This is a genomic window from Nonomuraea sp. AD125B (assembly GCF_041402765.1).
GTDB lineage: Bacteria > Actinomycetota > Actinomycetes > Streptosporangiales > Streptosporangiaceae > Nonomuraea > Nonomuraea bangladeshensis.
The window spans coordinates 350,631-374,278 of sequence record NZ_JBGLOU010000006.1; the positions used below are offsets into that span (position 1 = coordinate 350,631).

A 23,648-nucleotide genomic window follows, 5' to 3' on the forward strand; every position below is an offset into this window, starting at 1 on the left:
TGTGGCGGGAGGCAAGCAATTGCTGCGGTTAATGTGGAGTTTGTTTCCGGTACGCGTGCAGAATGCGAATCATCACCTCCCGCCCGCTCTCGTCGAACTCGGCGACCTTCGCGAAATCATCGAACGCCTGCACGTAGAAAGCCAGGTCGTCGGGCTCGCGCAGGACGAGGTCCTTGGTCATGGTGGCCACGCCCACCATGGCATCGTTGTAGATCCAGAAGCCGTTGATCGGCGCGGCCGGCAGCTCGGTCTCGGCCGGGATCACGCCGAACTCCACGTTGGGCAGCGTGCTGACCGCGAGCAGCCGGTCGATCTGGCCGCGCATCACGTCGGCCGGGGCCAGCATCGTGCGCAGCGCGGCCTCCGGCACCACGAAACGGAACGTGCGGCCGCGGTCGTAGAGGATCTCCTGGCGCTGCATGCGCACCCGTACGGCCGCGTCGATCTGGTCGGCGGCGCTGTAGAGGCGCTTGACCTTGCGGAAGACGTGGCGGGCGTACTCGGAGGTCTGGAGCAGGCCCATGACGATGCCAGGCTCGAAGGCGCGGAACAGCCTGGTGCGCGCCTCCAGGTCGCGCATGTCCTCCTGGATCGCGGCCAGGCCGCTGCGGTAGCGCTGCTTCCAGCTGTCGTGCCGCTCCTGCAGCGCGAGGGCCTGGCTGATCAGGTCGTCCGTCGTGTCGGCGGCGGCGCCGACCGCCTGCGCCCACGTGACCACGTCGTCCTCCGTGGGGGTCTGCCTGGCGTTCTCCAGCCGGGAGACCTTGGACGGCTGCCAGTGCACCCGCTCGGCCAGCTCCTTGCCCGACAGGCCGGCGGCTTCCCGAAGCTGGCGCAGCTGACCGCCGAGGTCGATGCGCGCCTGCTGAAACGACGTCACGCGGCAAGAGGCTAGCCCTGGTTGCTCGGATCATGCCAGGGCCCGCCGCAATTGTGATCAAGCGGTAGCCGAGGGTGTTCCTCCGCTGGTCGGGAAAGCGGTTGCTGCGCCGTCGGGAAGGACCCGGCGGGCGATCTCGGTGATGAGCTCGCGGGGGACCTCGACCGCGGTCTCGCCGGCGAGGACGTCGCGGAGGTCCGCGAGCGCCTCGGCGTCGGTGACCTCGAGGCCCTGGACCACGATGGTGCCGCGGTCGGTCTCGTACAGGGTGGGACAGGCGCCGGCCTCCGAGGTGGAGCCGAGGAATCTCATGCGCATGACGATCCTTCCCCGATGCAAAGTGCAATTGCGCGCAATTGTACGACCCGGGGAGTGTTTTGTGATCGTTTTTCCGGAAATTGTCCTTTTTGGGTAGTGGGCGCTCAGTCCAGGGCGCCCTCCATGAACTCCCCGGCCCGTTCGAAAAGGCCCAGTGTCATCGCGTGCAGCAGGTCGCCGGTCTCCTTCGGCGCCTTGCCGGCGAACGCCCGCGCGTGCGTGCCCTCCAGCACGATGCCGAGCTTGAAGCAGGCCATCACCGCGTACCAGCCGACGGCCGACAGGTCGCGCTCGGACAGCGCCGCGTAGTACGACACCAGCTCCTGGGACGAGGGGAGGCCCGGCACGTAGCCGTTGCCGCTCGGCCAGGTCGCCAGCAGCCAGCCCAGGTCGAGCAGCGGATCGCCGACCGTGCACATCTCCCAGTCCACGATGGCCGCCACCCGCGGGCCGTCCCAGGCGAACATGAGGTTGGCGAAGTGGTAGTCGCCGTGCATGATCCCCGGCGTGTACGAACGGGGCAGCCGCCGGCTCAGCCAGTCGGCGGTCTCGCGCAGGCCGGGGATGTCGGGGCCTGGATAGCCGTCGAGGTCGCCGTAGGAGTCGAGCTCCTTGAGCCAGCGCGGCACCTGCCGCTCCAGGAAGCCCTCGGGACGCCCGAACCCCGGCAGCACGCCGGGATCGACCCGGCCCAGCTCGGCCAGCGCGGCGGCGGCCTCCAGCCCCATCCGGTGCCGGATCGCCGGATCGGAGGCGTGCGGCTCGGGGAGCCCCGTGGAGGGGTTGAACCCGTCCACGGGCTCCATGAGGTAGAAGACCGGCTCCCGCTCGGTCTGGGCGGCCACCAGCGCCGGCGCGGGCACCCGCGTGCCGCGCAGCGCCGCCAGCACCCGCGCCTCGCGCCGCAGCACCTCGTTGCTCCTGCTGCGGGCGTGCAGGGGCGGGCGGCGCAGGACGTACGACCGGCCGCCGCGCTCCAGGCGGACCATGACGTTCTGGGTGCCGCCGATCACCGGGGCCGCGCCGGTGATCGGGCCGCCGGGGAGTCCCTGGGCGTCCATCCACGCGCCGAGCGCGCCGAAGTCGATCGCGCCGACGTCGATGTGCGTGGAGGTCATGATCACCTCTCGACAGAATGATGTTCTAGCGGGGACCCTACGAGAGCCCTACCCCTCGGTCAACCCGGCTGCCGCGCCAGGGCCGCGGGAACGTCCACGACCTGCGCCCGCAGCTCCTCGCCCAGCGCCTTGGCCTGCGGGTCCATGCGGGTGCTCGCGGCCACGCCCCTGCCGAGCAGGCCGTGGACGATGAAGTTGAGCGCCCTGAGATTGGGCAGTTCGTGGCGCTCGACCCGGTACGCGGCCAGCTCCGGCAGGAGCGCGGCCAGCCGTCCGGTCGTCAGGTACGCCTCCAGCCAGGCGTACCGCTCGTCGGTGTCCACCCAGACGCCGAGGTTGGCGTCGCCCCCTTTGTCGCCGGAGCGCGCCCCCGCGACCCGGCCGAGCGGCAGCCGCACGCACGGCCCCGAGGGGACGGCTGCCCGCCTCTCCACCGGCTGCACGGGAAGCGGCTCCGCCGAGGTTCCGGGGGCCGTGTACGGCAGCTCCTCGCCGTCGAGCCAGACCCGCGGGCGCACCTCGGCGGCCGGGACGAGCACCGGCCAGTAGACCCCGTACGGCGAGGCGTCGCCCGGCGGAGAGAGCGCGTGGAAGCCCGGATAGCTCGCCAGCCCCGTCTCCACCACCGCCGAGGAGAAGGCGCGGCCGGCCGTGCGGCGGTCGGCGTCCATGACCGTGATTTGCAGCAGTCCCGAGCCGGTGAGCGTCACGTCCACCGCGTCGAAGGACTCCTTCGGGATCCGCGCCCAGATCGCCTCCTCGGCCGCCCGCGCCTTGGCCTCGACGTCCAGCCCGGTCAGCACCAGCGTCATCGTGTTGCGGTAGCCGCCGAGGTAGTTGACCGCGACCTTGAGCGTGTCCGGCGGCGGCTCGCCGCGCACGCCCGAGATCAGCACCCGGTCCGGCCCGTCGTCGGTGAGGGTGATCGTGTCGAACCTGGCGACCACGTCAGGACCGAGGTAGCGGGGGCCGCCCAGCTCGTACACGAGCTGCGCCGTCACCGTCCCCACCGACACCAGCCCGCCCGTCCCCGGATGCTTGGTGATGACGGCGGAGCCGTCGGCGCGCAGCTCGGCGAGGGGGAACCCGCAGTGCGCCAGGTCCGGCACGTCCTGGAAGAAGGCGTAGTTGCCGCCCGTCGCCTGGCAGCCGCACTCGATCACGTGCCCGGCCACCACGGACCCGGCCAGCGGGTCCAGGTCGTCAGGACCCCAGCCGTAGCGCCAGATGCCGGGGCCCGTCACCAGCGCGGCGTCCGTCACCCGGCCGGTCACCACCACGTCCGCCCCCGCCGCCAATGCCTGGGCGATGGGCCGGCCGCCCAGGTAGGCGTTCGCGGTCAGGGGCGTCTCGGTCAGGCGCTCGCCGGTGTCGGCGTTGACCAGGTCGAGGTCGCGGCCGATGAGGTCGTCGCCCGTCACGTGCGCGACCCTCGCGGACAGCCCCAGGCGGGCGGCCAGCTCGCGCACCGCCTCGGCACAGCCGGCCGGGTCGAGGCCGCCCGCGTTCGAGACGATCCTGATGCCCCGGTCGAGGCACGTGCCGAGGACGTGCTCAAGCTGCGTCAGGAACGTCGGCGCGTAGCCGGGCCGGCCCTTCAGCCGGTTGCCGGCCAGGATGAACATCGTCAGCTCGGCCAGCCAGTCGCCGGTCAGCACGTCGATCGGGCCGCCCTCGACCATCTCGCGCGCCGCCGAGAGCCGGTCGCCGTAGAACCCGCTGCAGTTGGCGATCCGCAGGCTCATCCCGAGACCCACTTGGGCGGCCGCTTCTCCCAGAACGCCGCGATGCCCTCCTGCCCCTCCTCCGAGGTGAACCGCTCCGCCGACAGCTCCGTCATCCGCCGCAGCCCCTCCTCGAACGGCAGCGCCGGCACCTCCCGCACCAGCCGCTTGGTGATCGCCAGCGCCTCGGGACCGCCCTTGACCAGCAGCTCCGTGTAGTGCGCGACCGCCGCGTCCAGCTCCTCCTCCGGCACCGCCCGCGACACCAGCCCGATCTCGGCCGCCCGCGCGGCGTCGAAGACCTCGCCGGTCAGGAAGTACTCGGCCGCGGCCCGCGGATCGAGCCGCCGCAGCACCGGTACGGAGATCATCGCCGGCACCACGCCCAGCCGCACCTCGGTGAACGCGAACGACGCCGTCAGCGGCGCCACCGCGAAGTCGCACGAGGCCACCAGCCCGAGGCCGCCCGCCCGCGCGGTGCCGTTGAGCCGGCACACGACCGGCTTCGGGCTCTCCCACAGCAGCGTGAAGATCTCCGGCAGGGACGCGGTCACCGGCGCGCCGGGCTTCCCCTCGGCGGCGCGCTGCTCCTTCAGGTCGGCCCCTGAGCAGAACACCGTGCCGGTGGCGGTCAGCACGATCACCCGGCACCCGGGCTCGGCCAGCGCCCAGGTCAGCCGCTCCTTCAGATCGGCCAGCAGGCGGCTCGACAGCGCGTTGCGGTTGTGCGGCGAGTCGAGCGTGACGGTCGCGACACCGTCCGCCAGGCTGGCGTGCACCAGGCTCGTCATAGGTCCCCCTCGTGGATGATCGCGAGCACGGCCCCCGCCTCGACCTGCCGGCCCTGCTCGACGTGCAGCCCGGAGACCACGCCGTCGGCCGGAGCGGTGATCCGATGCTCCATCTTCATCGCCTCCAGCACCAGCACCGCCTGGCCCTTGACGACCCGCTCGCCGGGCGCCACCTCCACGCGCAGCACGCTGCCCGGCATCGGGGCCAGCAGGGAGCCGGGGACGACGTGCTCGACGGGCTCGGGCAGGCGAGGGAGCGGGGTCAGCTCGGCGTGACCGCCCGCGTGGTCCACGTACACCGGGCCGCCGGGCTCGTAGCGGGCGACGGCGAAGGCGTGGCGGACGCCGTCGCGCTCCAGGACCACCCGGTCGGGCGCGGCGCTGACGGCGGTGACGCCGGCGGGCAGCGGGTCGTAGACGACGTCGATCGTGCCGCCGTCGCCGGTGGTGAAGGCGGTGCGGCGGGGCTGGGAGCGGACGTTGCGCCACCCGCTCGGCAGGCCGCCGAGCACGGGCGCGCGGCGGCGGTTGCCGGCGGCCAGCGCGAGCGCGGCGGCCAGCCCGGCCAGCTCGCCCGGCCCTGTCGGCTCGGGCGGGGCTGTGGGCTCGGGCGGGGCTGTCGGCTCGGACGGGGCTGTCGGCTCGGGCGGGGATGTCGCGAGAGGCCCGTCGGGGTCGAGGAAACCGGTATGGGTGTCCCCGGCCGCGAAGTCCGGATGGGTGAGGATCCGCAGCAGCAGGTCGCGGTTCGTGGTGAGGCCGTGCAGCCGTGCCCGCCGCAGCGCCGTCACCAGCTTCCTGACCGCCTCCGCCCGCGACGCCCCGTGCGCGATCACCTTCGCCAGCATCGCGTCGTAGTACGGCGACACCACCGACCCGGACTCCACCCCGGAGTCCACCCGGACGTCTCCTCCGACCTCGAAACGCCGCAGCACCCCCGACTGCGGCAGGTAGTGCTCGTCTTCCGCGTAGAGCCGCACCTCCACGGCGTGCCCGGACGGCCGGGGCGGCTCCGCGGGCAGCGCACCGCCCTCGGCCACCTCCAGCTGCAGCCGTACGAGATCCACCCCGTGCACCAGCTCGGTGACCGGGTGCTCGACCTGGAGCCGGGTGTTCATCTCCAGGAACGCCACCCGGTCGCCGCGCACCAGGAACTCGACGGTCCCGGCCCCGACGTAGCCGATCGCGGCCGCCGCGCGCCTCGCCGCCTCGCACAGCCGCTCGCGCACCTCCGCCGCGATGCCGGGGGAGGGGCACTCCTCGACGACCTTCTGGTGCCGCCGCTGCACACTGCACTCGCGCTCGCCCAGCGTCCACACGGTGCCGTACGCGTCGGCCAGCACCTGCACCTCGACGTGCCTGGCCCGCTCCCACAGCGGCTCGGCGAACACGGCGGGATCGCCGAAGGCCGCCTCCGCCTCCCGGCGCGCCGAGTCGACCTCGCGCGCCAGCTCCTCCGGCCCGCGGACGATCCGCATGCCCCGCCCGCCGCCCCCGGCCGACGCCTTGACCAGCAGCGGGAACTCATCGGGCGCCGCGAGGTCGAGCGAGGGCAGCACGGGCACCCCGGCCGCCGCCATGAGCCGCTTGGCCTCGATCTTGGACCCCATCGCGGCGATCGCCTCCGGCGGCGGGCCCACCCACACCAGCCCGGCCGCCAGCACCGCCCGCGCGAACTCCGCGTTCTCCGACAGGAACCCGTAACCCGGGTGCACGGCGTCCGCCCCGGAGGCGCGGCAGGCGGCCACCACGCGGCCGGCGTCCAGGTAGGTCCCGGCCGGCCGGTCGCCCGGCAGGCGTACCGCGAGATCGGCCTCGGCCACGTGCGGCGCGTCGGCGTCGGGGTCGGCGAAGACCGCGACCGTCTCGATCCCGACCGCCCGGCAGGTACGGAAGACGCGCCGGGCGATCTCACCCCGGTTCGCGACGAGCAGACGGCTGATCACGGCCGGAACACCCCGAACCCGGCCGGCTCCGGCACCGGCGCGCTGTTGATCGCCGACAGGCACATGCCCAGCACGGTACGGGTGTCGCGCGGATCGATCACCCCGTCGTCGTACAGCCGCCCCGACAGGAAGAACGGCAGCGACTCGGCCTCGATCTGCGCCTCCACCAGGGCGCGCATCGCCGCGTCCGCCTCCTCGTCGTACGCCTGCCCCCTGGCCTCGGCCGCCGCCCGCCCGACGATGGACAGCACCCCGGCGAGCTGCGCGGGCCCCATCACCGCCGACTTGGCGCTCGGCCAGGCGAACAGGAACCGGGGCTCGTAGGCCCGGCCGCACATGCCGTAGTTGCCGGCGCCGTAGGACGCCCCCATGACGATCGTCAGATGCGGGACCGTCGAGTTGGACACCGCGTTGATCATCATCGCGCCGTGCTTGATGATCCCGCGCTGCTCGTAGTCCTTGCCGACCATGTAGCCGGTCGTGTTCTGCAGGAAGACGAGCGGGGTCCTCGACTGGTTGGCGAGCTGGATGAACTGCGTCGCCTTCTGCGCCTCCTCGCTGAACAGCACGCCCCGCGCGTTCGCCAGCACCCCCACCGGATAGCCGTGGACGCGCGCCCACCCCGTCACCAGCGAGGTGCCGTACAGCGGCTTGAACTCCTCGAACGCGCTCGCGTCCACCACCCTCGCGATCACCTCGCGCGGGTCGAACGGCACCTTCAGGTCCTCGGGGACGATGCCCAGCAGCTCCTCCGCCGGATAGCGCGGCTCCTCGGCGGGCAGCGGCGTGACGCCCCGCTTGCGCCAGTTCAGCGAGCGCACCACGCGGCGGCCGATGCGGAGCGCGTCGTACTCGTCCTCGGCCAGGTAGTCGGCCAGGCCGCTCACCCGGGCGTGCATCTCCGCGCCGCCCAGCGACTCGTCGTCGGACTCCTCGCCGGTCGCCATCCGCACCAGCGGCGGGCCGCCCAGGAACACCTTGGCGCGGTCGCGGACCATCACCACGTGGTCGCTCATGCCGGGGACGTACGCGCCGCCCGCCGTCGAGTTGCCGAACACCAGCGCCACCGTCGGTACGCCGGCCGCCGACAGCCGCGTCAGGTCACGGAAGACCTGGCCGCCCGGGATGAAGATCTCCTTCTGCGTCGGCAGGTCCGCGCCACCGCTCTCGACCAGGTTCACGTACGGGAGCCGGTTGCGCAGCGCGATGTCGGCCGCGCGCAGCGTCTTGCGGAGGGTCCACGGGTTGGTCGCGCCGCCGCGCACCGTCGGGTCGTTCGCGGTGATCACGCACTCGACGCCCTCGATCACCCCGATGCCGGTCACCACGCTCGCCCCGACCGGGTAGTCGCTGCCCCACGCCGCCAGCGGCGACAGCTCCAGGAACGGCGAGTCGGCGTCCACGAGCAGCTCCACCCGTTCGCGGGCGAGCAGCTTGCCGCGCCGCCGGTGCCGCTCGACGTACTTCTCGCCGCCGCCGGCCACCGCCTTGGCGTGCTCGGCGTCCAGCTCGCGCAGCTTGGCCAGCATGGCCTCGCGGCGCGCCAGGTAGTCCTCGCCCCCGGGATCGAGCCTGCTTCTGATCACGGCTGTCCCGCCGACGACCTGATGATCACGCCAAGTACGGTAGCGTCCGGCCCTCCGATGCGGAAGAGCCGGACGCCCGGGCCGGACCGGCGGCCTACTTGCAGTGGCTCCAGCCGGACTTCCAGCTCACGTTGGAGATCGAGCCGCCCCAGATCACGCACTTCTTCGTGGCCGGCAGCCGGACCGGGCCGGCGTAGGTGCTGAAGGAGCCCGGGTTGCTGCCGCTGGATCCGCCCTTGACCTGCAGGATCGCGTTCATCTCGACCTTGTTGGGATAGACGTAGCGCGACAGCGTCACCACGCAGTTCTTGCCCGCGCTCGCGTTCCAGAGCAGGTAGACGGTCGCGTAGCTGCCCAGGGCGTGGGAGTTGATCACCTTGTAGCCGGCGCCGCAGACGCCGGCCGCCGTGTACGGGTTCCGCTTGGCGGGGAGCTTGGTCGGCGGGTGCGTCTTGGTGGTCTCGTCCGGGTTGTGCGTGGGCGCGTCCGTCGGCTCGGCCTCCGGGTCGACGCCGAGGCTCTCCTTCTTCTTCGTCTTGGTCGGCTTGGGCGTCGAGGTGGCCTGCGGGCGCTGGGTGTCGTTCGTCTGCGGGCGCGGCTGCGCCGTGCTCGGCTGGGTCGGGATCTGGGCGACCGGCTGCTCGGAGCGCTTCTTCTTGTCGCTCTTCTCCGGCTCCTCGATGTCCAGGGTGCCCACCGGGACGGGGCTGTCCGTGGGCAGCACCGGGTCGGCGGTCGGCTGGGTGGACGGAGGCTCGACGGGCTTGCCCGCGGCCGAACCGCCGTCCTCGGTGCGCTGCGAGGCGTCGCCGACGGCCACGACCGGCACCTCCTTGCTGTTCGCCTGCACCACGACGGCGCCGGCGACCACCAGCAGGGCCGCCGCGGCGGCGCCGGAGAGGGCGAGCGTCATGGTCCGCCGCTGCTTGGCCGGCGCCCCGTCGCCCTGTCCACCGGGAGACTGCGAACGGGGCCCGTTGTACGGCCCATGGCCCCCCTGACCGGGCCTCCCGGCCTGCGGCGGAACACCAGGGCCTCCGCCCTGGCCGGGCGCACCGGCCTGCGGCGGAACGCCGGGCCCGGCCTGACCGGGTGCCTGCGACGGGACGCCAGGCCCGGCCTGACCGGGCATGCCCGCCTGCGCAGGACCACCGGGCGCTCCGGCCTGGGGCCCGCTCGGAGCGCCGGGCTGAACCCCGCCCACGCTCCCGTGCCCACCGGGAGCGCCGGCACCTCCGGCCGCGCCGCCATGTGCGCCGGGACCCGCTGCCGGACCGCCAGGTGCGCCGGGGCCCGAGGCCGCGCCCGGTGCGCTGTGGCCCGAGCCCGGGCCGCCCGGGGCGCCGGAGGGCTGGCCGGGGCCGTTCTGGATGGCGGCGGCGAGGTGGGGGAAGGGGCCGCCCTGCTGGGGCGGGAACACGGGCTGCGGGCCGCCGCCCTGAGCCCAGGGGCCGGCGTCCTGTCCCGGGTGTCCGGGCTGTCCCGGCTGTCCGGGCTGTCCCGGGCCGGGGGCGCCGGTGAGGTGCTGGCCGGTGACCGGCTCGATGGCGGCCTTGGGCGCGGGCTGGCCGGTGAGCCGGAGGATGAGGCCGTCGGCCGTGGGCCGCTGCGCCGGGTCCTTGGACAGGCAGGCGGCGACCAGCTCCCCCAGCTCGCCCTCCATCCCGCCCAGCTCCGGCTCCTCGTTGAGGATCCGGTTCATGACGACGGGGATCGAGTCGGCCCCGAAGGCGGGCTTGCCGGTGGCGGCGAAGACCATGGTGACGCCCCAGGCGAACACGTCCGCCGCCTCCGACACCGCCGCCCCGCTGAGCTGCTCAGGCGCCAGGTACGACGGCGTCCCCATCGCCATGCCCGTGGCCGTCGCGCCGGGCGAGTCGAGGGCGCGCGCGATGCCGAAGTCGATCACGACGGGCCCTTCGGGCCCCATGAGGACGTTGGCCGGCTTGAAGTCGCGGTGCAGGATCCCGGCCCGGTGGATGGCGGCGAGCGCGGTGGCCGTGCTGATGGCCAGCCGTTCCAGCGCCGCGCCCCGCCGCGGCCCCTCGGTGAGCACGAGCTCGCGCAGCGACGGTCCGGGGACGTACTCGCTCACGATGTACGGCCGGCTGCCGTCCAGGTCGGCGTGGAGCACGGGCGCGGTGCAGAACCGCGCGACCCGCTGCGCCACCGCCACCTCGCGCAGGAACCGGGTGCGCGCGTCGGCGTCGGCCACCAGGGCGTGGTGCAGCAGCTTGACCGCGACCTGTTCCCCGGTGTCGCTCTTGCCGAGATAGACGACGCCCTGGCCACCCTCGCCGAGCCGGGCGACGATGTCATACGCCCCCAGCCGCCGCGGATCGTCCGCCGCCAACGGCTGGAACTGATTCACGTCGGACCCCCATAACAACCCCAACAGATGGGGCAAAACGCTACCAGCGTGATAAGCGGGGCGTCTGCCGGTCCGGACAGAAGTTTCCGCATCCTGACCCGGCCAGTCAGCTCCCACCGCAGGTCGTGTGCACCCGGAAACCCAAGGTCACGGCTTGGCAAACTCTAGACCTGCGGCGGCTGCTGGATCGCCTTGCCCGGGTTGAGCAGGCCGAGGGGGTCGAAGACGGCCTTGATGCCCCGCTGCACGTCGGCGGCCACCGGCCCCGACTCCAGCGCCAGCCACCGCTGCTTGAGCAGCCCCACCCCGTGCTCCCCGGTCAGCGTGCCGCCCAGCTCCAGCGCCCGCGTGAACACCTCGTCCGCCGCGGCCCACACCTCGGGGGGCGGCTCGGCGGCGCCGTGCTCGAAGACGAAGACGGGGTGCAGGTTGCCGTCCCCGGCGTGCGCGACGGTGCAGATGCGCACCCCGTGCCGGACGGCGGCCGCCTCGATGGCGGTGATCATGTCGGGCAGCGCCGAGCGCGGCACGCACACGTCCTCCACCAGGCAGGCGCCGAGGCGCTCGGTGGCCGGGTACGCCAGCCGCCGCAACCCCACCAGCTCCTCGGTCTCGGCCGGGCCGGAGGACACCGCCACGAACGAGGCCCCGTGCTCGGCGCAGATCCGCTCCATCCGGCGGGCCGCCGCCTGCCCGTCGCCCGCGTCCGACTGGCCGATGAGCATGGCCTGCGTGCCGGGCTCCAGCCCGATGTGCCGCCAGTCGTCGATGGCCTCCAGCGTGGCCCGGTCGAGCAGCTCCATGAGCGACGGCGCGCAGCCCGCCGCGATGATCGCCGACACCGCCGCGCCCGCGTCCCGCAGCGAGCCGAACTCGGCCGCGAACGTCGCGGGCGGCCCGGCCGGCGCGGGCCGCAGCCGCAGCGTGGCCGCCGTGATCACGCCGAGCGTGCCCTCCGAGCCGACGAACAGCCCGGTCAGGTCGTAGCCGGTGACGCCCTTCATCGTGCGACGGCCGGTCTCCAGCACCCGGCCGTCGGCCAGCACGACCTCAAGGCCGAGCACGGAGTCCCTGGTCACGCCGTACTTGACGCACCGCAGCCCGCCCGCGTTGGTCGCCAGGTTGCCGCCGATCGTGGAGATCTCGTACGACGACGGGTCCGGCGCGTACATGAGGCCGTGCTCCCTGGCCGCCCGGTCCAGGTCGGCGGTGATGACGCCCGGCTCGGCGACGGCGATCTCGTCGGCCGGCGACAGCTCCCTGATGGCGGTCATCCGGGCCAGCGACAGCACGATCGCCCCGTCCCCGGCGACGGCCCCGCCCGCGAGGCCGGTGCCCGCGCCGCGCGGCACCACCGGCACCCGGTGCTCGCTCGCCCACCGCAGCGTGGTGACCACGTCGTCGCGGGAGGCGGCGAGGACGACGGCGAGCGGCCTGCCGGGCTCCAGGAACGTCCGGTCCCGGGCGTAGGAGTCGATCACGTCGGGGTCGGTCACGACCCGGGCTTCGGACAGGGAGTGCGCCAGGGCATCAATCGGTCTCACGCGGAGCAGCCTACGGTTTGCGCAAGGCGGCCCTTAAGGACAAACTGCCCGGGTGGAAGTCAGGTGCCCGGTGTGTTCGGAGACCGACCAGGTCGTCGCGGTCCCCGGAGCGGTCGCCGCCGGGACCACGTACAAGATCGGGCGGGCCCGTCTCCCCGGGGCCAGGGAGGTCGCCGACCTGCCCACCGCCGCCGTGCTCGGCGCGTCCAAGCACGTGATGAGCCGCACCCAGCTCGCGGTGTGGCTGTCGTTCCCCAGCCGCCACTACACGGCCTGGACCAGGAACCAGGGCTATCTGCTGCTCCTCGGCGCGGCCCTGGTGCATCTGGTCGTCTCGCTGGTGATCGCGATGGGGCAGGACCCGCAGTGGGGCGAGGTGCTGCTCGCGCCGTTCTGCCTGACGGGCCTGTTCTGGGGGTTCGGGCTGCTCAACGTGCTCGGCGCGCGCGGGGCGCGCAGGCGCGACGCGCAGGAGGCGCCGGCCAGGGAGCAGGCCCTGGCCGTGTGGGAGCGCCTTTACTACTGCGCGCGCGACAACGTCGTCTACGAGCCCGGGGTGGGCGTCTCGTTCCATCCGAGCGAGACGCGCGAGTACATCTTCGGCTTCCGCCCCGGCCGCTGATGCCTGAAGGGCTCAGGCGAGCCCGTGCTCCTCGGCCACCAGCCTGACGCAGACGGTCAGGCCCTCGATGGCCTGCTCCAGCTCGTCCAGGTCCGGGTAGGTCGGCGCGATGCGGATCGTCCGGTCGTCGGGGTCCTTGCCGTAGGGGTGGGTGGCCCCGGCCGGCGTGAGCGCGATGCCCGCCGCCTTGGCCTTGGCGACGACCTCGGCCGCGTGCGGCACCTCCAGGCTGATGAAGTAGCCGCCCTTGGGGCTGGTCCAGCTCGCCAGGCCGCCGAGCCGCTCGGAGAGCACCTTGTCCACCAGCTCGAACTTCGGCCCGATCAGCGCGGCGTGCTTGCGCATGTGCGCCTCGACGCCCGCCGGGTCGCGCAGGAACTCCACGTGCCGGAGCTGGTTGATCTTGTCGGGGCCGATGGACTGCTTGGCGGTGTTGCGCAGGAACCACTCGACGTTCGCGGGCGAGGAGCCGAAGAACGACACGCCCGCGCCGGCCAGCGTCACCTTGGACGTGGAGGCGTAGACGAACACCCGGTCGGGGTTGCCCGCCTCGGCGGCCAGCGCGAGCAGGTCGGCCAGCTCGACCGGGGTGTCGGTGAGGTGGTGCACCGCGTAGGCGTTGTCCCAGAAGATGCGGAAGTCGGGCGCCGCCGTGGGCATCGCGGCCAGGCGCCTGACGGTCTCGTCGCTGTAGACGACGCCGGTCGGGTTGCTGTACTTCGGCACGCACCACATGCCCTTGACGCTCGCGTCGGCGGCGACCAGGCGCTCGACGACGTCCATGTCGGGGCCGTCGGCGGTCATCGGCACCGGCACCATCTTGATGCCGAGGCGCTCGCAGATCGTGAAGTGCCGGTCGTAGCCGGGCACCGGGCACAGGAACGTGATCTCGGGCTCCTCCACCCACCGCCGGGCCGCGCCGGGCACCGGGCTGAGCAGCGCGTGCACCACGGTGTCGTGCATGAGCGCGAGGCTGGCGTTGCCGCCCACGACGAGCTGCCCGGCCGGCACCTGCAGCAGCGGCGCGAACAGCTCGCGCAGCTCGGCGAGACCCTGGAGGTTGCCGTAGTTGCGGCCGTCGGTGCCGTCGGCCGCACGGTAGCTCGTGGGCAGTTTGAGCAGATCGTCGGAGAGGTCGAGCTGGCGCGGTGACGGCTTGCCCCGGGTGAGGTCGAGCGAGAGCCCACGCTGGACGAGGGCGTCGTAGTCACGCTGTGCGGTCACGAGAAGTCTCTCCTCCGGATCGGATCGGTGCCCGCCCAAGGATAGAAGAATCGGCGGCGTGCGAAGTCGCCGGGGGCGAATGTCGGTCAACGGCTTCACGAGCGGCCGTCCTTGGCGTGCAATGGGGGGATCGGGGGCATCCCCACTCCACACCGGAGGGAGCAGCCGATGACGACTGTCCGCGAGACCTCGATCGAGCAGGTCAGGCGCCGCCGCACCGGCACGGTGATCGCGTCGTGGCTGTCGACGACGGACCACAAGGTCATCGGCTATCTCTACCTGATCACCTCGTTCGCGTTCTTCCTCGTGGCCGGGGTCATGGCCATGGTGATGCGGGCCGAGCTGGCCCAGCCCGGCATGCAGCTGGTGAACCAGCAGTTCTACAACCAGCTGTTCACCATGCACGGCACGATCATGCTGCTGCTGTTCGCCACGCCGCTGTTCGCGGGCTTCGCGAACGTGGTGATGCCGCTGCAGATCGGCGCGCCCGACGTGGCCTTCCCCCGGCTGAACGCGGTGGCGTACTGGCTGTTCCTGTTCGGCGGGATCATCGCGGTGGCCGGGTTCTTCGCGCCCGGCGGTGCGGCCGACTTCGGGTGGTTCGCGTACACGCCGCTGGCGTCGGCCACGTTCTCGCCGCAGGTGGGCGGCGACCTGTGGATCATGGGGCTGGCGCTGTCCGGCCTCGGCACGATCCTCGGCGCGGTGAACTTCATCTCCACGATCATCGGCATGCGGGCGCCCGGCATGACGATGTTCCGGATGCCGATCTTCACCTGGAACGTGCTGCTGACCAGCATGCTCGTGCTCATGGCGTTCCCGGTGCTGGCCGCCGCGCTGCTGGTGCTGGAGTCGGACCGCAAGCTCGGCACCCAGGTCTTCGTGGCCGACAACGGCGGCCCGCTGCTCTGGCAGCACCTGTTCTGGTTCTTCGGGCATCCCGAGGTCTACATCATCGCGCTGCCGTTCTTCGGGATCATCACCGAGGTGCTCCCGGTCTTCAGCCGCAAGCCCATCTTCGGCTACATGGGGCTGGTCGGGGCGACGATCGCGATCGCCGGGCTGTCGATGACCGTGTGGGCGCACCACATGTTCCCGACCGGGCAGGTGTTGCTGCCGTTCTTCTCGTTCATGACGTTCCTCATCGCGGTACCGACAGGCGTGAAGTTCTTCAACTGGATCGGCACGATGTGGCGGGGCCATCTGAGCTTCGAGTCGCCGATGCTGTTCGCGGTCGGCTTCCTCGTGACGTTCCTGCTCGGCGGGCTCACCGGCGTCATCCTGGCCTCGCCGCCGCTCGACTTCCACATCAGCGACACCTACTTCGTGGTGGCCCACTTCCACTACGTGGTCTTCGGCACGGTGGTGTTCGCGATGTTCGCCGGCTTCTACTTCTGGTGGCCGAAGATGACCGGGCGGATGCTGGACGACCGGCTCGGGCGGTTGCACTTCTGGCTGCTGTTCGTCGGCTTCCACACCACGTTCCTGGTGCAGCACTGGCTGGGGCAGATCGGCATGCCCCGCCGCTACGCCGACTACAGCCCCGGCGACGGGTTCACCGCGCTCAACGAGGTCTCGTCCGTGGGGGCGTTCCTGCTGGGCGTCTCCACGCTGCCGTTCCTCTGGAACGTGTGGAGGACGGCACGCAGGGCGCCCAAGGTCACCCTCGACGACCCCTGGGGGTACGCCAACTCCCTGGAGTGGGCCACCTCCTGCCCGCCGCCCCGGCACAACTTCACCGCGATCCCGCCCATCCGCTCCGAACGGCCCGCGTTCGACCTGCACTACCCCCGTGAGGGGGAGAAGCGGGAGCCGGGCGAGGACACGGAGGGCTGACCCCCAGGACCCCCGTTCCCACCTGATCACCACAGCGTTGATGTTCCGATTGTGGTGTTTTGGTCACGTTTCAACAACGCACTTTACGATTCGTTGATTAAAGCTCTAGCGTCCGGCATTGCATGCCCTATGGCCATTCGCCCGGAGATCCCGGGCAGAAAGGGTTCCTGGTGCCCAGCACTAAGCGCTTATTGGCAGCTTTTCCGGCGGTCGCCCTGCTTGGCGCCGCCCTGTCCGTGCCCACCGCTCAGGCGGCCTCGGTCGCCCACTACGAGCCCACGGCCGCGGACCACTACATCAACTACGCCCCGCCGGCCGTCGAGAGGGAGCCGCGGGAGCCGGGCCTCGCCGACCAGAAGGCCCGCTCACTGACCCCGGCGCAGAAGTACGACCGGAAGTTCAGCAGCGGAAACCCGGCCGCCGGGCGCATTCTCGCCGCGCGGGAGCGGGAGGCACTGCGAACCGGCCGCAACCCGGCCGAGTGGATCTTCAAGAACAGCAAGCAGACCCGCACGGCCAAGCTCCTGACCGTCCTCGTCGAGTTCAACGAGCAGGCCAACGACGACTTCTCCGGCTTCAACCGGCTGCGCACCGTCAACAGCGCCCCGGACGACTGCGTCGTCGAGCCGCCGGGCACCCTGAAGAACGGCCCGCTGCACAACAACATCCCCGACCCGGCCACCCTGCCCCACCTGGACAACAACTCCTTCTGGGTCAAGGACTTCAGCACCGAGCACTTCAACAAGATGCTCTACAGCGACAAGGGCATCACCGAGCGCGTGCGCAAGGACCTCAAGGACCCGCGCGACGGCAAGCCCGGCATCGACATCTCCGGCTTCACGATGAAGAAGATGTACGAGGAGATGTCCAAGGGCGCCTACTCGGTGACCGGCTCCGCGGTCGGCTGGATCAAGGTCCCGCACTCCGAGGCGTACTACGGCGCCGCGGCCTGCGGCGGCGCGCCCCAGGACATGTCCGGCCACCCGAGCAACGAGGTCGGCGCCCAGCAGCTCGCCATCGACTCGGTCAACGCCCTCGCCCAGGCCCAGCCGAACTTCCCGTGGGCCGACTACGACGTCGAGGACATCTCCGACGCCGACGGCGACGGCAACTTCCAGGAGCCGGACGGCGTCATCGACCACCTGGTGCTGGTGCACGCCGGCAAGGACAAGTCCTCCGACGGCGGCGCCGAGGGCACCTACGCCATCTGGGCCCACTCCAGCGCGGTCGCCGGCGGCTACACCGTCCCCGGCACCAACAAGAAGATCTCCAACTACATCGTGCAGCCCGAGGACTCCGGCGTCGGCGTCTTCGCCCACGAGTACGGCCACGACCTCGGCCTGCCCGACCTGTACGACACCTCGGGCTCGGCCAGCTCCGCGGTCGACTTCTGGGACCTGATGTCCAGCGGCTCGCACTCCGGCCCGATCTTCCAGTCGATGCCGGCGCACATGGGCCTGTGGGACAAGTGGGTGCTCGGCTGGGCGAACCCGAAGACGTTCGACCCCGGCGACGCCGCCAAGCTCGTCACCGTCGGCCAGTCCTCGCGCACGCCCAAGCTGACCGCCGACGGCGTCCGGGTCAACCTGGCCTCGGAGCCGCTGGAGATGGTCACCCCGCACAGCGGCTCGAACGCCTGGTGGACCAACCTCGACCAGGAGTGGGCCAACGTCACCCTCACCCGTGACCTGCCCGTCCCGTCCGGCTCCGACGTCCGGCTGTGGATGTGGAACAACTACGAGATCGAGCAGGACTGGGACTTCGGCTTCGTCGAGGTCTCGACCGACGGCGGCCAGACCTGGGCGCAGCAGAAGATGTACGACGAGGCCGGCAACGAGGTCACCACGCCCGACGGCTACCCGGACCCGAACAAGAACCTCAAGACGTTCGGCGGCAAGAAGTACGGCATCACCGGTGACACCGGCGAGCAGTGGCGGCACGACTACGTCGACCTGACGGCGTTCGCCGGGCAGACCGTCAAGTTCCGCCTGACGTACAACACCGACGCGGCCTTCACCCCGCGCGGCTGGCACGTCGACGACTTCGCGCTCACCAACGGCGGCGAGACCGTCTGGAGCGACGACGTCGAGGGCGGCGACAACGGCTGGAAGGCCACCGGCGGCACCTTCACCAACACGAGCGGCCAGGGCTGGACCCGCAACAACGGCGAGCGCGAGGTGCAGCGCTTCTACCTCGCCGAGTGGCGCAACTTCGACGGCTTCGACAACGGCCTGGCCTACACCTACGACACCGACTACAGCCGTGACGGGTCGTGGAAGGTGCAGAAGGTGAAGTACAACGCGCCCGGCCTGCTGGTGTGGTACCGCGACTCGACCTACACCAACAACTCCGTCGGCAACAACCTGCGTCTCCCGCCGAGCCTCGGCCCCAAGGGCAGCCTGCTGGTCGTGGACTCCCACTTCGAGCCGCTGCGCCGCACCGGGGTCGCGGCCGAGAAGGACCCGACGGCCAACAAGAACCTGCAGGGGCGCGTGCAGACGTCGAACGCGGCGTTCGGGTTCGGCAAGACGTACCCCTTCAAGGAGTGCATCGAGGCGGCGAACGAGCCGTTCAGCACCTACTGCACGGACTTCCCCGCGCAGAAGGGCGTGAGCACCTTCACCGACGCCAAGACGTGGTACCCGGGCATCGAGCTGCTCAACGGCGCCCTCGCCTACCGCGACTTCGACGCCTCGGCGGTCGTGCCGTCGAAGGGCGACCAGTCCTACAGCACCCGCGCGGTGCACGCGGACGGCACCCCCGCCCCCGAGCTGTACGGCCAGGCGGTCGCCGGCTCGGTGCTCGGCACCGGCAACCCCGGTGACGAGGGCAAGGCGCTCGGCGTGCAGTTCAAGCTGATCAGCCCGCTGCCGGGCAACCTGGGCGCGATCGTCCAGGTCGTCCCGCCGAAGAAGTAGATCCGAAGAAGTAATTCACGGGCCGCCGGGGTCTCCCGGCGGCCCTACCATAAGTGACCATGAGCGACTTGCGCACCAAAGCCGAGCACACCGCGGCGATCCAGCGGGATCGCCGGGTGGCCGTGGTGGTCAACACTCGCTCGCGCCGGGGCCGCCGCCACTACTTCGAGGTCATCGAGCAGCTCCACGAGTCGGGCTTCGAGCCCCTGGTCGAGCTGTCGGTCTACAACCCCAAGCGCCTGCGCGAGCTGCTCGACACCGCGCTCGCGACCGACCCCGACCTGCTCATCGTGGGCGGCGGCGACGGCACCCTCTCCTCGGCCGTGCGGCACGTGGCGCACCGCGACGTGGCGCTCGGCGTGCTGCCGCTCGGCACCACCAACAACTTCGCCCGCAGCCTCGGCCTGCCGCTCGACCTGGCCGGGGCGATCCGGGTCTTCGCCACCGGCAAGGTGGCCGACATCGACCTCGGCATGGCCGACGACCGGCCGTTCGCCAACCTGGCCAGCTTCGGCGTGTCGGTGGAGGTCGCGGGCACCGTCAAGCCGTGGCTCAAGCGCCTGCTCGGCCGGCCCGCCTACCCGCTGACGGCGCTGACGATCCTGCCCGGCCACCGGCCCTTCCGCGCCTTCATCACCGTCGAGGGCCAGCGCCACGAGCTGCTCACCCACCAGCTCAACATCGCCAACGGCCGCTTCCACGGCGGCTGGCAGGTCGCCAGGGACATCAGCATCGACAACGGCACGCTGGTGGCCTACCAGCTCGGCTCGGGCAAGAAGCTCCGCCTGCTCGGCGAGACCCTGCTCCGCGCCACCACCGGCCGCTGGCGCAGCCTCGCGGGCGGGCCGTTCGTGGTCGGCCGGGAGATGCTGCTGGAGACCGATCCGCCGATGGCCGCCGACGTGGACGGCGAGGTGCGGCTGCGCACCCCGATCAGGCTGCGCGTGGTGCCCAACGGGGTGCGCGTGATGGTGCCCGACTCCTTCGAGGACCGCTGACCGCCCGCGCCGGGCGTCAGGCCGGGCGCTCGCCCAGCCGTTCGTAGGCGGGGGCGAGCACGCGGCCCAGGTCGCCGGGCGGCGGGAAGACCCGCAGCAGCAGGGCCGGGGAGGCGGCCGGTCGGCGCTCGGGCGGATGTGCGGTGGCTCCGGGGGCGTAGAAGTCGGCCAGCCGCTCGGCGAACGGCACGTCCACGACCTCGGGCACGCCGGAGCCCTCGTCGGTGGCCAGCGACCCCAGCAGCTGCTCGCGGGTGCGCCCGCGCCAAGCCAGCACCAGGAACGGGTCGTCGTCGAACGCCTCGGCCAGCAGATAGAGCACCGCCGACAGGTGCTTGCACGGGAAACCCCAGTCGGGGCACGAGCAGTCCATGTCCAGGTCGCGCGGGAACAGGTCGGCCCCCGCCGCCGCGAACAGCTCCTCGATCTCCGGCGGCATCTCCCCGGCCAGCAGCCGGGCCCGGTGCACGGCCTGCGCCGCGATGGCCTCCTCCAGCTCGGCCCACCGGCGCTCGCCGAACGCCTCGATCCTGATCACCACGTCGTACGGCTCGGGCCGCGAGCCCTGCACGGCCGCCCTGACCTCCCCGGCGGCCAGGTCGATCGACAGGACCTGGCCCTGGCGGGCGTAGGCCCGGCCGCGGGTCAGCCGGCCCTTGTCGCAGACGCGCTCCAGGATGTCGATGAAGCGCCGCGACCACCAGGTGGAGCCGATCGAGCCGCGCTTCGAGCGGGCCCGCAGGCCGCCCTCGACCCGGATCGGGCCGCGGTGGTCGTAGTCGTCGAACCAGGCCATCTCAGCTCCCCCCAGCCTCACCCGTGAGGCTGAACACCTCGCGCAGCTCGCTGGTGGACAGGTCGGTCAGCCACTCCTCGCCGGTGCCCACCACCCGCTCGGCCAGGGCCTTCTTGCGTTCGATCATCTCGTCCACGCGCTCCTCCAGGGTGCCCGCGCAGATCAGCTTGCGCACCTGTACGTTCTTGCGCTGTCCGATGCGGAAGGCCCGGTCGGTGGCCTGGTCCTCGACGGCAGGGTTCCACCAGCGGTCCACGTGCACGACGTGGTTGGCCGCCGTCAGGTTGAGCCCGACGCCGGCCGCCTTGAGCGACAGCACGAACAACATCGGCTCGGGGTCGTTCTGGAACCGGTCCACCAGGCGGTCGCGGGTCTTCTTCGGCAGGCCGCCGTGCAGCAGCAGCACCGGGCGTTCCAGCCGCCGCTCCAGGTAGGGCTGGAGCAGGCCGCCGAACTCGGCGTACTGGGTGAACACCAGCGCCTTCTCGCCCTCGGCCAGGATCTCCTCGCCGAGCTGCTCCAGCCTGGCCAGCTTGCCCGAGCGGCCCGCCAGGCGGGAGCCGTCCTTCAGCAGGTGGGCCGGATGGTTGCAGACCTGCTTGAGCTTGGCCATGGTGGCGAGCACCAGGCCGCGCCGCTCGATGCCCTCGCTGTCGACGATCTTCGCCAGCATGTCGTCCACGACCGCCTGGTAGAGGCTTGCCTGCTCGGTCGTGAGCGGGCACCACTCCTTGACCTCCATCTTCTCCGGCAGGTCGGTGATGATGGACCGGTCGGTCTTCAGCCGGCGCAGGATGAACGGGCCGGTCGCCCGCCGCAGCGCGTGCGCGGCCTCCTCGTCCTGCCGGGCCTCGATGGGCTCCTGAAAACGGGTGCGGAACCGCGAGCGCGGCCCCAGCAGCCCCGGGTTGGCGAACTCCATGATCGACCAGAGCTCGGCCAGGTGGTTCTCGACCGGCGTGCCGGTGAGGGCCAGGCGGGTGGCGGCCGGGATCGCGCGGACGGCCTGTGCCTGCAGGGTGCCGCTGTTCTTGATGGCCTGGGCCTCGTCGCACACCACCCGGCGCCACTCGTGCCGCCTCAGCGTCTCCAGGTCGCGGTGGGCGGTGCCGTACGTGGTGATCACCAGGTCGGCGTCCCCGACGAGCGCGGCGTCGCGGGCGGCCCCGTGGTGGACGTAGACGCGCAGGCCCGGCGCGAACCTGGCCGCCTCGCGCTGCCAGTTGCCGATCAGCGACATCGGGCACACCAGCAGCGTCGGCGGCCCCTCTCGCTCGCGGCCCTCGTGGACCAGCAGCGCGAGCGTGGTGACCGTCTTGCCCAGCCCCATGTCGTCGGCCAGCACCCCGCCGAGGCCCAGCTCCGACAGGAAGCTCAGCCACGCGAGGCCGCGCTCCTGGTAGGGGCGCAGCACCGCGTCCAGGCCCGGCGGCGTGGCGATCGGCCGCAGCCGCTGCTCGGCCTGGCCGGACAGCAGGTCGCCGAGCGCGCCGTCGGCGTCCACCTCCAGCAGCGGCAGCTCGCCGTCGTGCCGGGCCACCAGCTCCAGGATCTCGCCCGCCGCCGCCTCGCCCGCGCGGGCGCCCTCCACGGCGCGGAGGGCCGCCTTGAGCTGCCGGTCGTCCAGCTCCACCCACTGGCCGCGCACCCGGACCAGCGGCACCTTCAGCCGGGCCAGCTCGGCCAGCTCCTCCTCGCTGATCGTCTCGTCGCCCACCGCCAGATCGACGCGGAAGTCGACCAGCTCCCGCATGCCGAACCCCTGGCTCACGGCCGCGGTCTGCGTCCTGGTCCTGGTCGTCAGCTTGAGCCCGAGCCTCGCGCGGCCCGCCCAGCGGGGGAGCTGCACGCCGAACCCGGCCGCCTGGAGCAGCGGCGCGGCCTGGCGCAGGAACCCGAACGCGCCCGCGGTGTCCAGGGCCAGCTCGGCCGGCTCCGGCACCCGCAGGGCACGCTCCAGCTCGGGGTAGAGCCGGACGGCGCGGCCGAGGCCGGTCAGCAGCTCGCGTTCGGGGGCCGGGGGCAGGCCGGGGGCGCGCTCACCGGCCCAGAGGGCGGCGGCGGGGACGTACAAGCTGGGGTCGTCGGCGGCCTGCAAGGCCAGCTCGACCCGCCAGGCGTCCGCCCCGTCGCCCGTGGGGTCCGCCGCGGGCTCCATGAGGCGGAAGCACACGCGGGCCGCGCCCTCGGCTGTCGCGGCGGCGTCGTGCCAGGCGGCCAGCTCGGCGCGCAGCTCCGGGACGTCGGGGCAGGACGGGTCGGGGCCGGTCAGCGCCGCCAGCCAGCGGTCACGGGGGGTGGCGGGGCGGGTGACCAGCGGCTCGGTGAGCGCCTGCCGGACCAGCGCGTCCGCGAACGTCTCCAGGGCCGCGCGCAGCACGCCGGCGGACGGCCGTTCGGCGGCGGCGGTCCGGCAGGCGGGCGGCATGGCGAGGGCCAGCTCGCGGAAGTAGCCGCCGTCGGTCCCGTTGACGACCGGCCGCCACACGGCCCGTGCCCCGCCCGGCTCCAGGGCGAGCTGGGGCAGGACGCGGCCTCGCCGTACGAGGTCACGGGCGAGATCGGCGACCGCCGCCCAGTGGCGCAGGGTCGCCGTCTCCGGCCGTCCGGCGAGCAGGCGCAGCGCCGTGGCGGCGGGCGGGACGACGGCCGGCACCCGCCACGGCCGCAGCCGCGGCCGGGTGGCCTCGGTCAGCCGCCCGGTCTCCGGCGACGGCGACGGCTCCGCGGCCGAGCCGGGGAGCAACAGCTCCAGCGTCCGCTCGGCGGGCTCGTCCAGGCCGAGCGCGGCGGCAATGGCGGCGGCCGGGGCGGCGAAGGGATGGGGGCGGGAGCCGCGGCCCGTCCGTGCCGCCGGCCCGCCGCCCTCGACGTCCTCCGCCCAGAAGGCGAGCCCGTCCTCTGTCCAGACCCCGTGTACGACCAGCACCAGGGCAGATTACCGTCGCCCGTCAGGGAAATCGTTCGCGCTTATAT

16 protein-coding genes are annotated in these 23,648 nt (G+C 72.4%); 4 read left to right on the forward strand and 12 right to left on the reverse strand.

Going from position 1 to position 23,648, the window contains the following annotated elements:
- Window positions 1-28 precede the first annotated feature (28 nt).
- From ACBR40_RS18545 to ACBR40_RS18585, 9 genes are all read right to left on the reverse strand, one after another.
- Window positions 29-880, reverse strand: coding sequence for a helix-turn-helix domain-containing protein (locus ACBR40_RS18545; RefSeq protein ID WP_371249518.1), 852 nt, complete (start codon window positions 878-880; stop codon window positions 29-31).
- A 57-nt stretch (window positions 881-937) separates the two neighbouring features.
- Window positions 938-1,198 (reverse strand): hypothetical protein, encoded by a 261-nt coding sequence (locus ACBR40_RS18550; protein WP_344211880.1) that lies wholly within the window; start codon window positions 1,196-1,198, stop codon window positions 938-940.
- A 104-nt stretch (window positions 1,199-1,302) separates the two neighbouring features.
- Entirely contained in the window at window positions 1,303-2,316 is a 1,014-nt protein-coding gene (locus tag ACBR40_RS18555) for a phosphotransferase (RefSeq protein ID WP_371249519.1), read from the reverse strand.
- A gap of 59 nt (window positions 2,317-2,375) precedes the next feature.
- Window positions 2,376-4,061, reverse strand: a complete 1,686-nt coding sequence (locus ACBR40_RS18560) for an acyclic terpene utilization AtuA family protein (RefSeq protein ID WP_371249520.1) — start codon at window positions 4,059-4,061, stop codon at window positions 2,376-2,378.
- Window positions 4,058-4,831, reverse strand: a complete 774-nt coding sequence (locus tag ACBR40_RS18565) for an enoyl-CoA hydratase-related protein (RefSeq protein WP_371249521.1) — start codon at window positions 4,829-4,831, stop codon at window positions 4,058-4,060. Before ACBR40_RS18565 ends, ACBR40_RS18560 begins: the two co-directional genes overlap by 4 nt.
- Entirely contained in the window at window positions 4,828-6,777 is a 1,950-nt protein-coding gene (locus ACBR40_RS18570) for a biotin carboxylase N-terminal domain-containing protein (protein WP_371249522.1), read from the reverse strand. Before ACBR40_RS18570 ends, ACBR40_RS18565 begins: the two co-directional genes overlap by 4 nt.
- Entirely contained in the window at window positions 6,774-8,306 is a 1,533-nt protein-coding gene (locus tag ACBR40_RS18575; RefSeq protein ID WP_344212803.1) for a carboxyl transferase domain-containing protein, read from the reverse strand. The genes ACBR40_RS18570 and ACBR40_RS18575 overlap by 4 nt, the downstream gene beginning before the upstream one ends.
- A gap of 151 nt (window positions 8,307-8,457) precedes the next feature.
- Window positions 8,458-10,734, reverse strand: a complete 2,277-nt coding sequence (locus tag ACBR40_RS18580; RefSeq protein ID WP_371249523.1) for a protein kinase — start codon at window positions 10,732-10,734, stop codon at window positions 8,458-8,460.
- A 164-nt stretch (window positions 10,735-10,898) separates the two neighbouring features.
- The gene (locus ACBR40_RS18585) at window positions 10,899-12,278 is read right to left on the reverse strand and encodes an FAD-binding oxidoreductase (RefSeq protein WP_371249524.1); all 1,380 of its coding nucleotides are present in this window, start codon (window positions 12,276-12,278) and stop codon (window positions 10,899-10,901) included.
- A 70-nt stretch (window positions 12,279-12,348) separates the two neighbouring features.
- Between ACBR40_RS18585 and ACBR40_RS18590 the strand changes: the two genes are divergently transcribed.
- Window positions 12,349-12,900: a hypothetical protein gene (locus tag ACBR40_RS18590; protein WP_091082385.1), complete on the forward strand. Its 552-nt coding sequence runs from the start codon at window positions 12,349-12,351 to the stop codon at window positions 12,898-12,900.
- A gap of 12 nt (window positions 12,901-12,912) precedes the next feature.
- Here the strand turns inward: ACBR40_RS18590 and ACBR40_RS18595 are convergent, their stop codons facing one another.
- Window positions 12,913-14,124 (reverse strand): aminotransferase class I/II-fold pyridoxal phosphate-dependent enzyme, encoded by a 1,212-nt coding sequence (locus tag ACBR40_RS18595; RefSeq protein ID WP_344211865.1) that lies wholly within the window; start codon window positions 14,122-14,124, stop codon window positions 12,913-12,915.
- Between the two features lie 168 nt (window positions 14,125-14,292).
- On the opposite strand from ACBR40_RS18595, the gene ctaD reads away from it, so the two are divergent.
- The 3 genes from ctaD to ACBR40_RS18610 all read left to right on the forward strand — a co-directional run bounded on the left by ctaD (window position 14,293) and on the right by ACBR40_RS18610 (window position 19,876).
- Entirely contained in the window at window positions 14,293-15,960 is a 1,668-nt protein-coding gene (gene ctaD / locus ACBR40_RS18600; RefSeq protein WP_371249525.1) for a cytochrome c oxidase subunit I, read from the forward strand.
- A gap of 170 nt (window positions 15,961-16,130) precedes the next feature.
- Window positions 16,131-18,878 (forward strand): immune inhibitor A domain-containing protein, encoded by a 2,748-nt coding sequence (locus ACBR40_RS18605; RefSeq protein ID WP_371249526.1) that lies wholly within the window; start codon window positions 16,131-16,133, stop codon window positions 18,876-18,878.
- Between the two features lie 59 nt (window positions 18,879-18,937).
- Window positions 18,938-19,876: a YegS/Rv2252/BmrU family lipid kinase gene (locus tag ACBR40_RS18610; RefSeq protein ID WP_344211859.1), complete on the forward strand. Its 939-nt coding sequence runs from the start codon at window positions 18,938-18,940 to the stop codon at window positions 19,874-19,876.
- 16 nt (window positions 19,877-19,892) lie between these two features.
- Here the strand turns inward: ACBR40_RS18610 and ACBR40_RS18615 are convergent, their stop codons facing one another.
- Window positions 19,893-20,672 carry an SWIM zinc finger family protein gene (locus ACBR40_RS18615; RefSeq protein ID WP_371249527.1) on the reverse strand — a complete coding sequence of 260 codons (780 nt, stop codon included), beginning with the start codon at window positions 20,670-20,672 and terminating at the stop codon, window positions 19,893-19,895.
- Between the two features lies 1 nt (window position 20,673).
- A complete protein-coding gene (locus tag ACBR40_RS18620) occupies window positions 20,674-23,601 on the reverse strand; it encodes a DEAD/DEAH box helicase (RefSeq protein WP_371249528.1) in 2,928 nt (975 codons plus the stop codon).
- Window positions 23,602-23,648: the final 47 nt, after the last annotated feature.

Coding starts and splice junctions, on each gene's coding strand:
- ACBR40_RS18550 (WP_344211880.1), bottom strand. CDS start 1,198: ATGCGCATGAGATTCCTCGGCTCCACCTCGGAGGCCGGCGCCTGTCCC.
- ACBR40_RS18555 (WP_371249519.1), bottom strand. CDS start 2,316: ATGACCTCCACGCACATCGACGTCGGCGCGATCGACTTCGGCGCGCTC.
- ACBR40_RS18560 (WP_371249520.1), bottom strand. CDS start 4,061: ATGAGCCTGCGGATCGCCAACTGCAGCGGGTTCTACGGCGACCGGCTC.
- ACBR40_RS18565 (WP_371249521.1), bottom strand. CDS start 4,831: ATGACGAGCCTGGTGCACGCCAGCCTGGCGGACGGTGTCGCGACCGTC.
- ACBR40_RS18575 (WP_344212803.1), bottom strand. CDS start 8,306: ATGCTGGCCAAGCTGCGCGAGCTGGACGCCGAGCACGCCAAGGCGGTG.
- ctaD (WP_371249525.1), top strand. CDS start 14,293: ATGACGACTGTCCGCGAGACCTCGATCGAGCAGGTCAGGCGCCGCCGC.
- ACBR40_RS18610 (WP_344211859.1), top strand. CDS start 18,938: ATGAGCGACTTGCGCACCAAAGCCGAGCACACCGCGGCGATCCAGCGG.
- ACBR40_RS18615 (WP_371249527.1), bottom strand. CDS start 20,672: ATGGCCTGGTTCGACGACTACGACCACCGCGGCCCGATCCGGGTCGAG.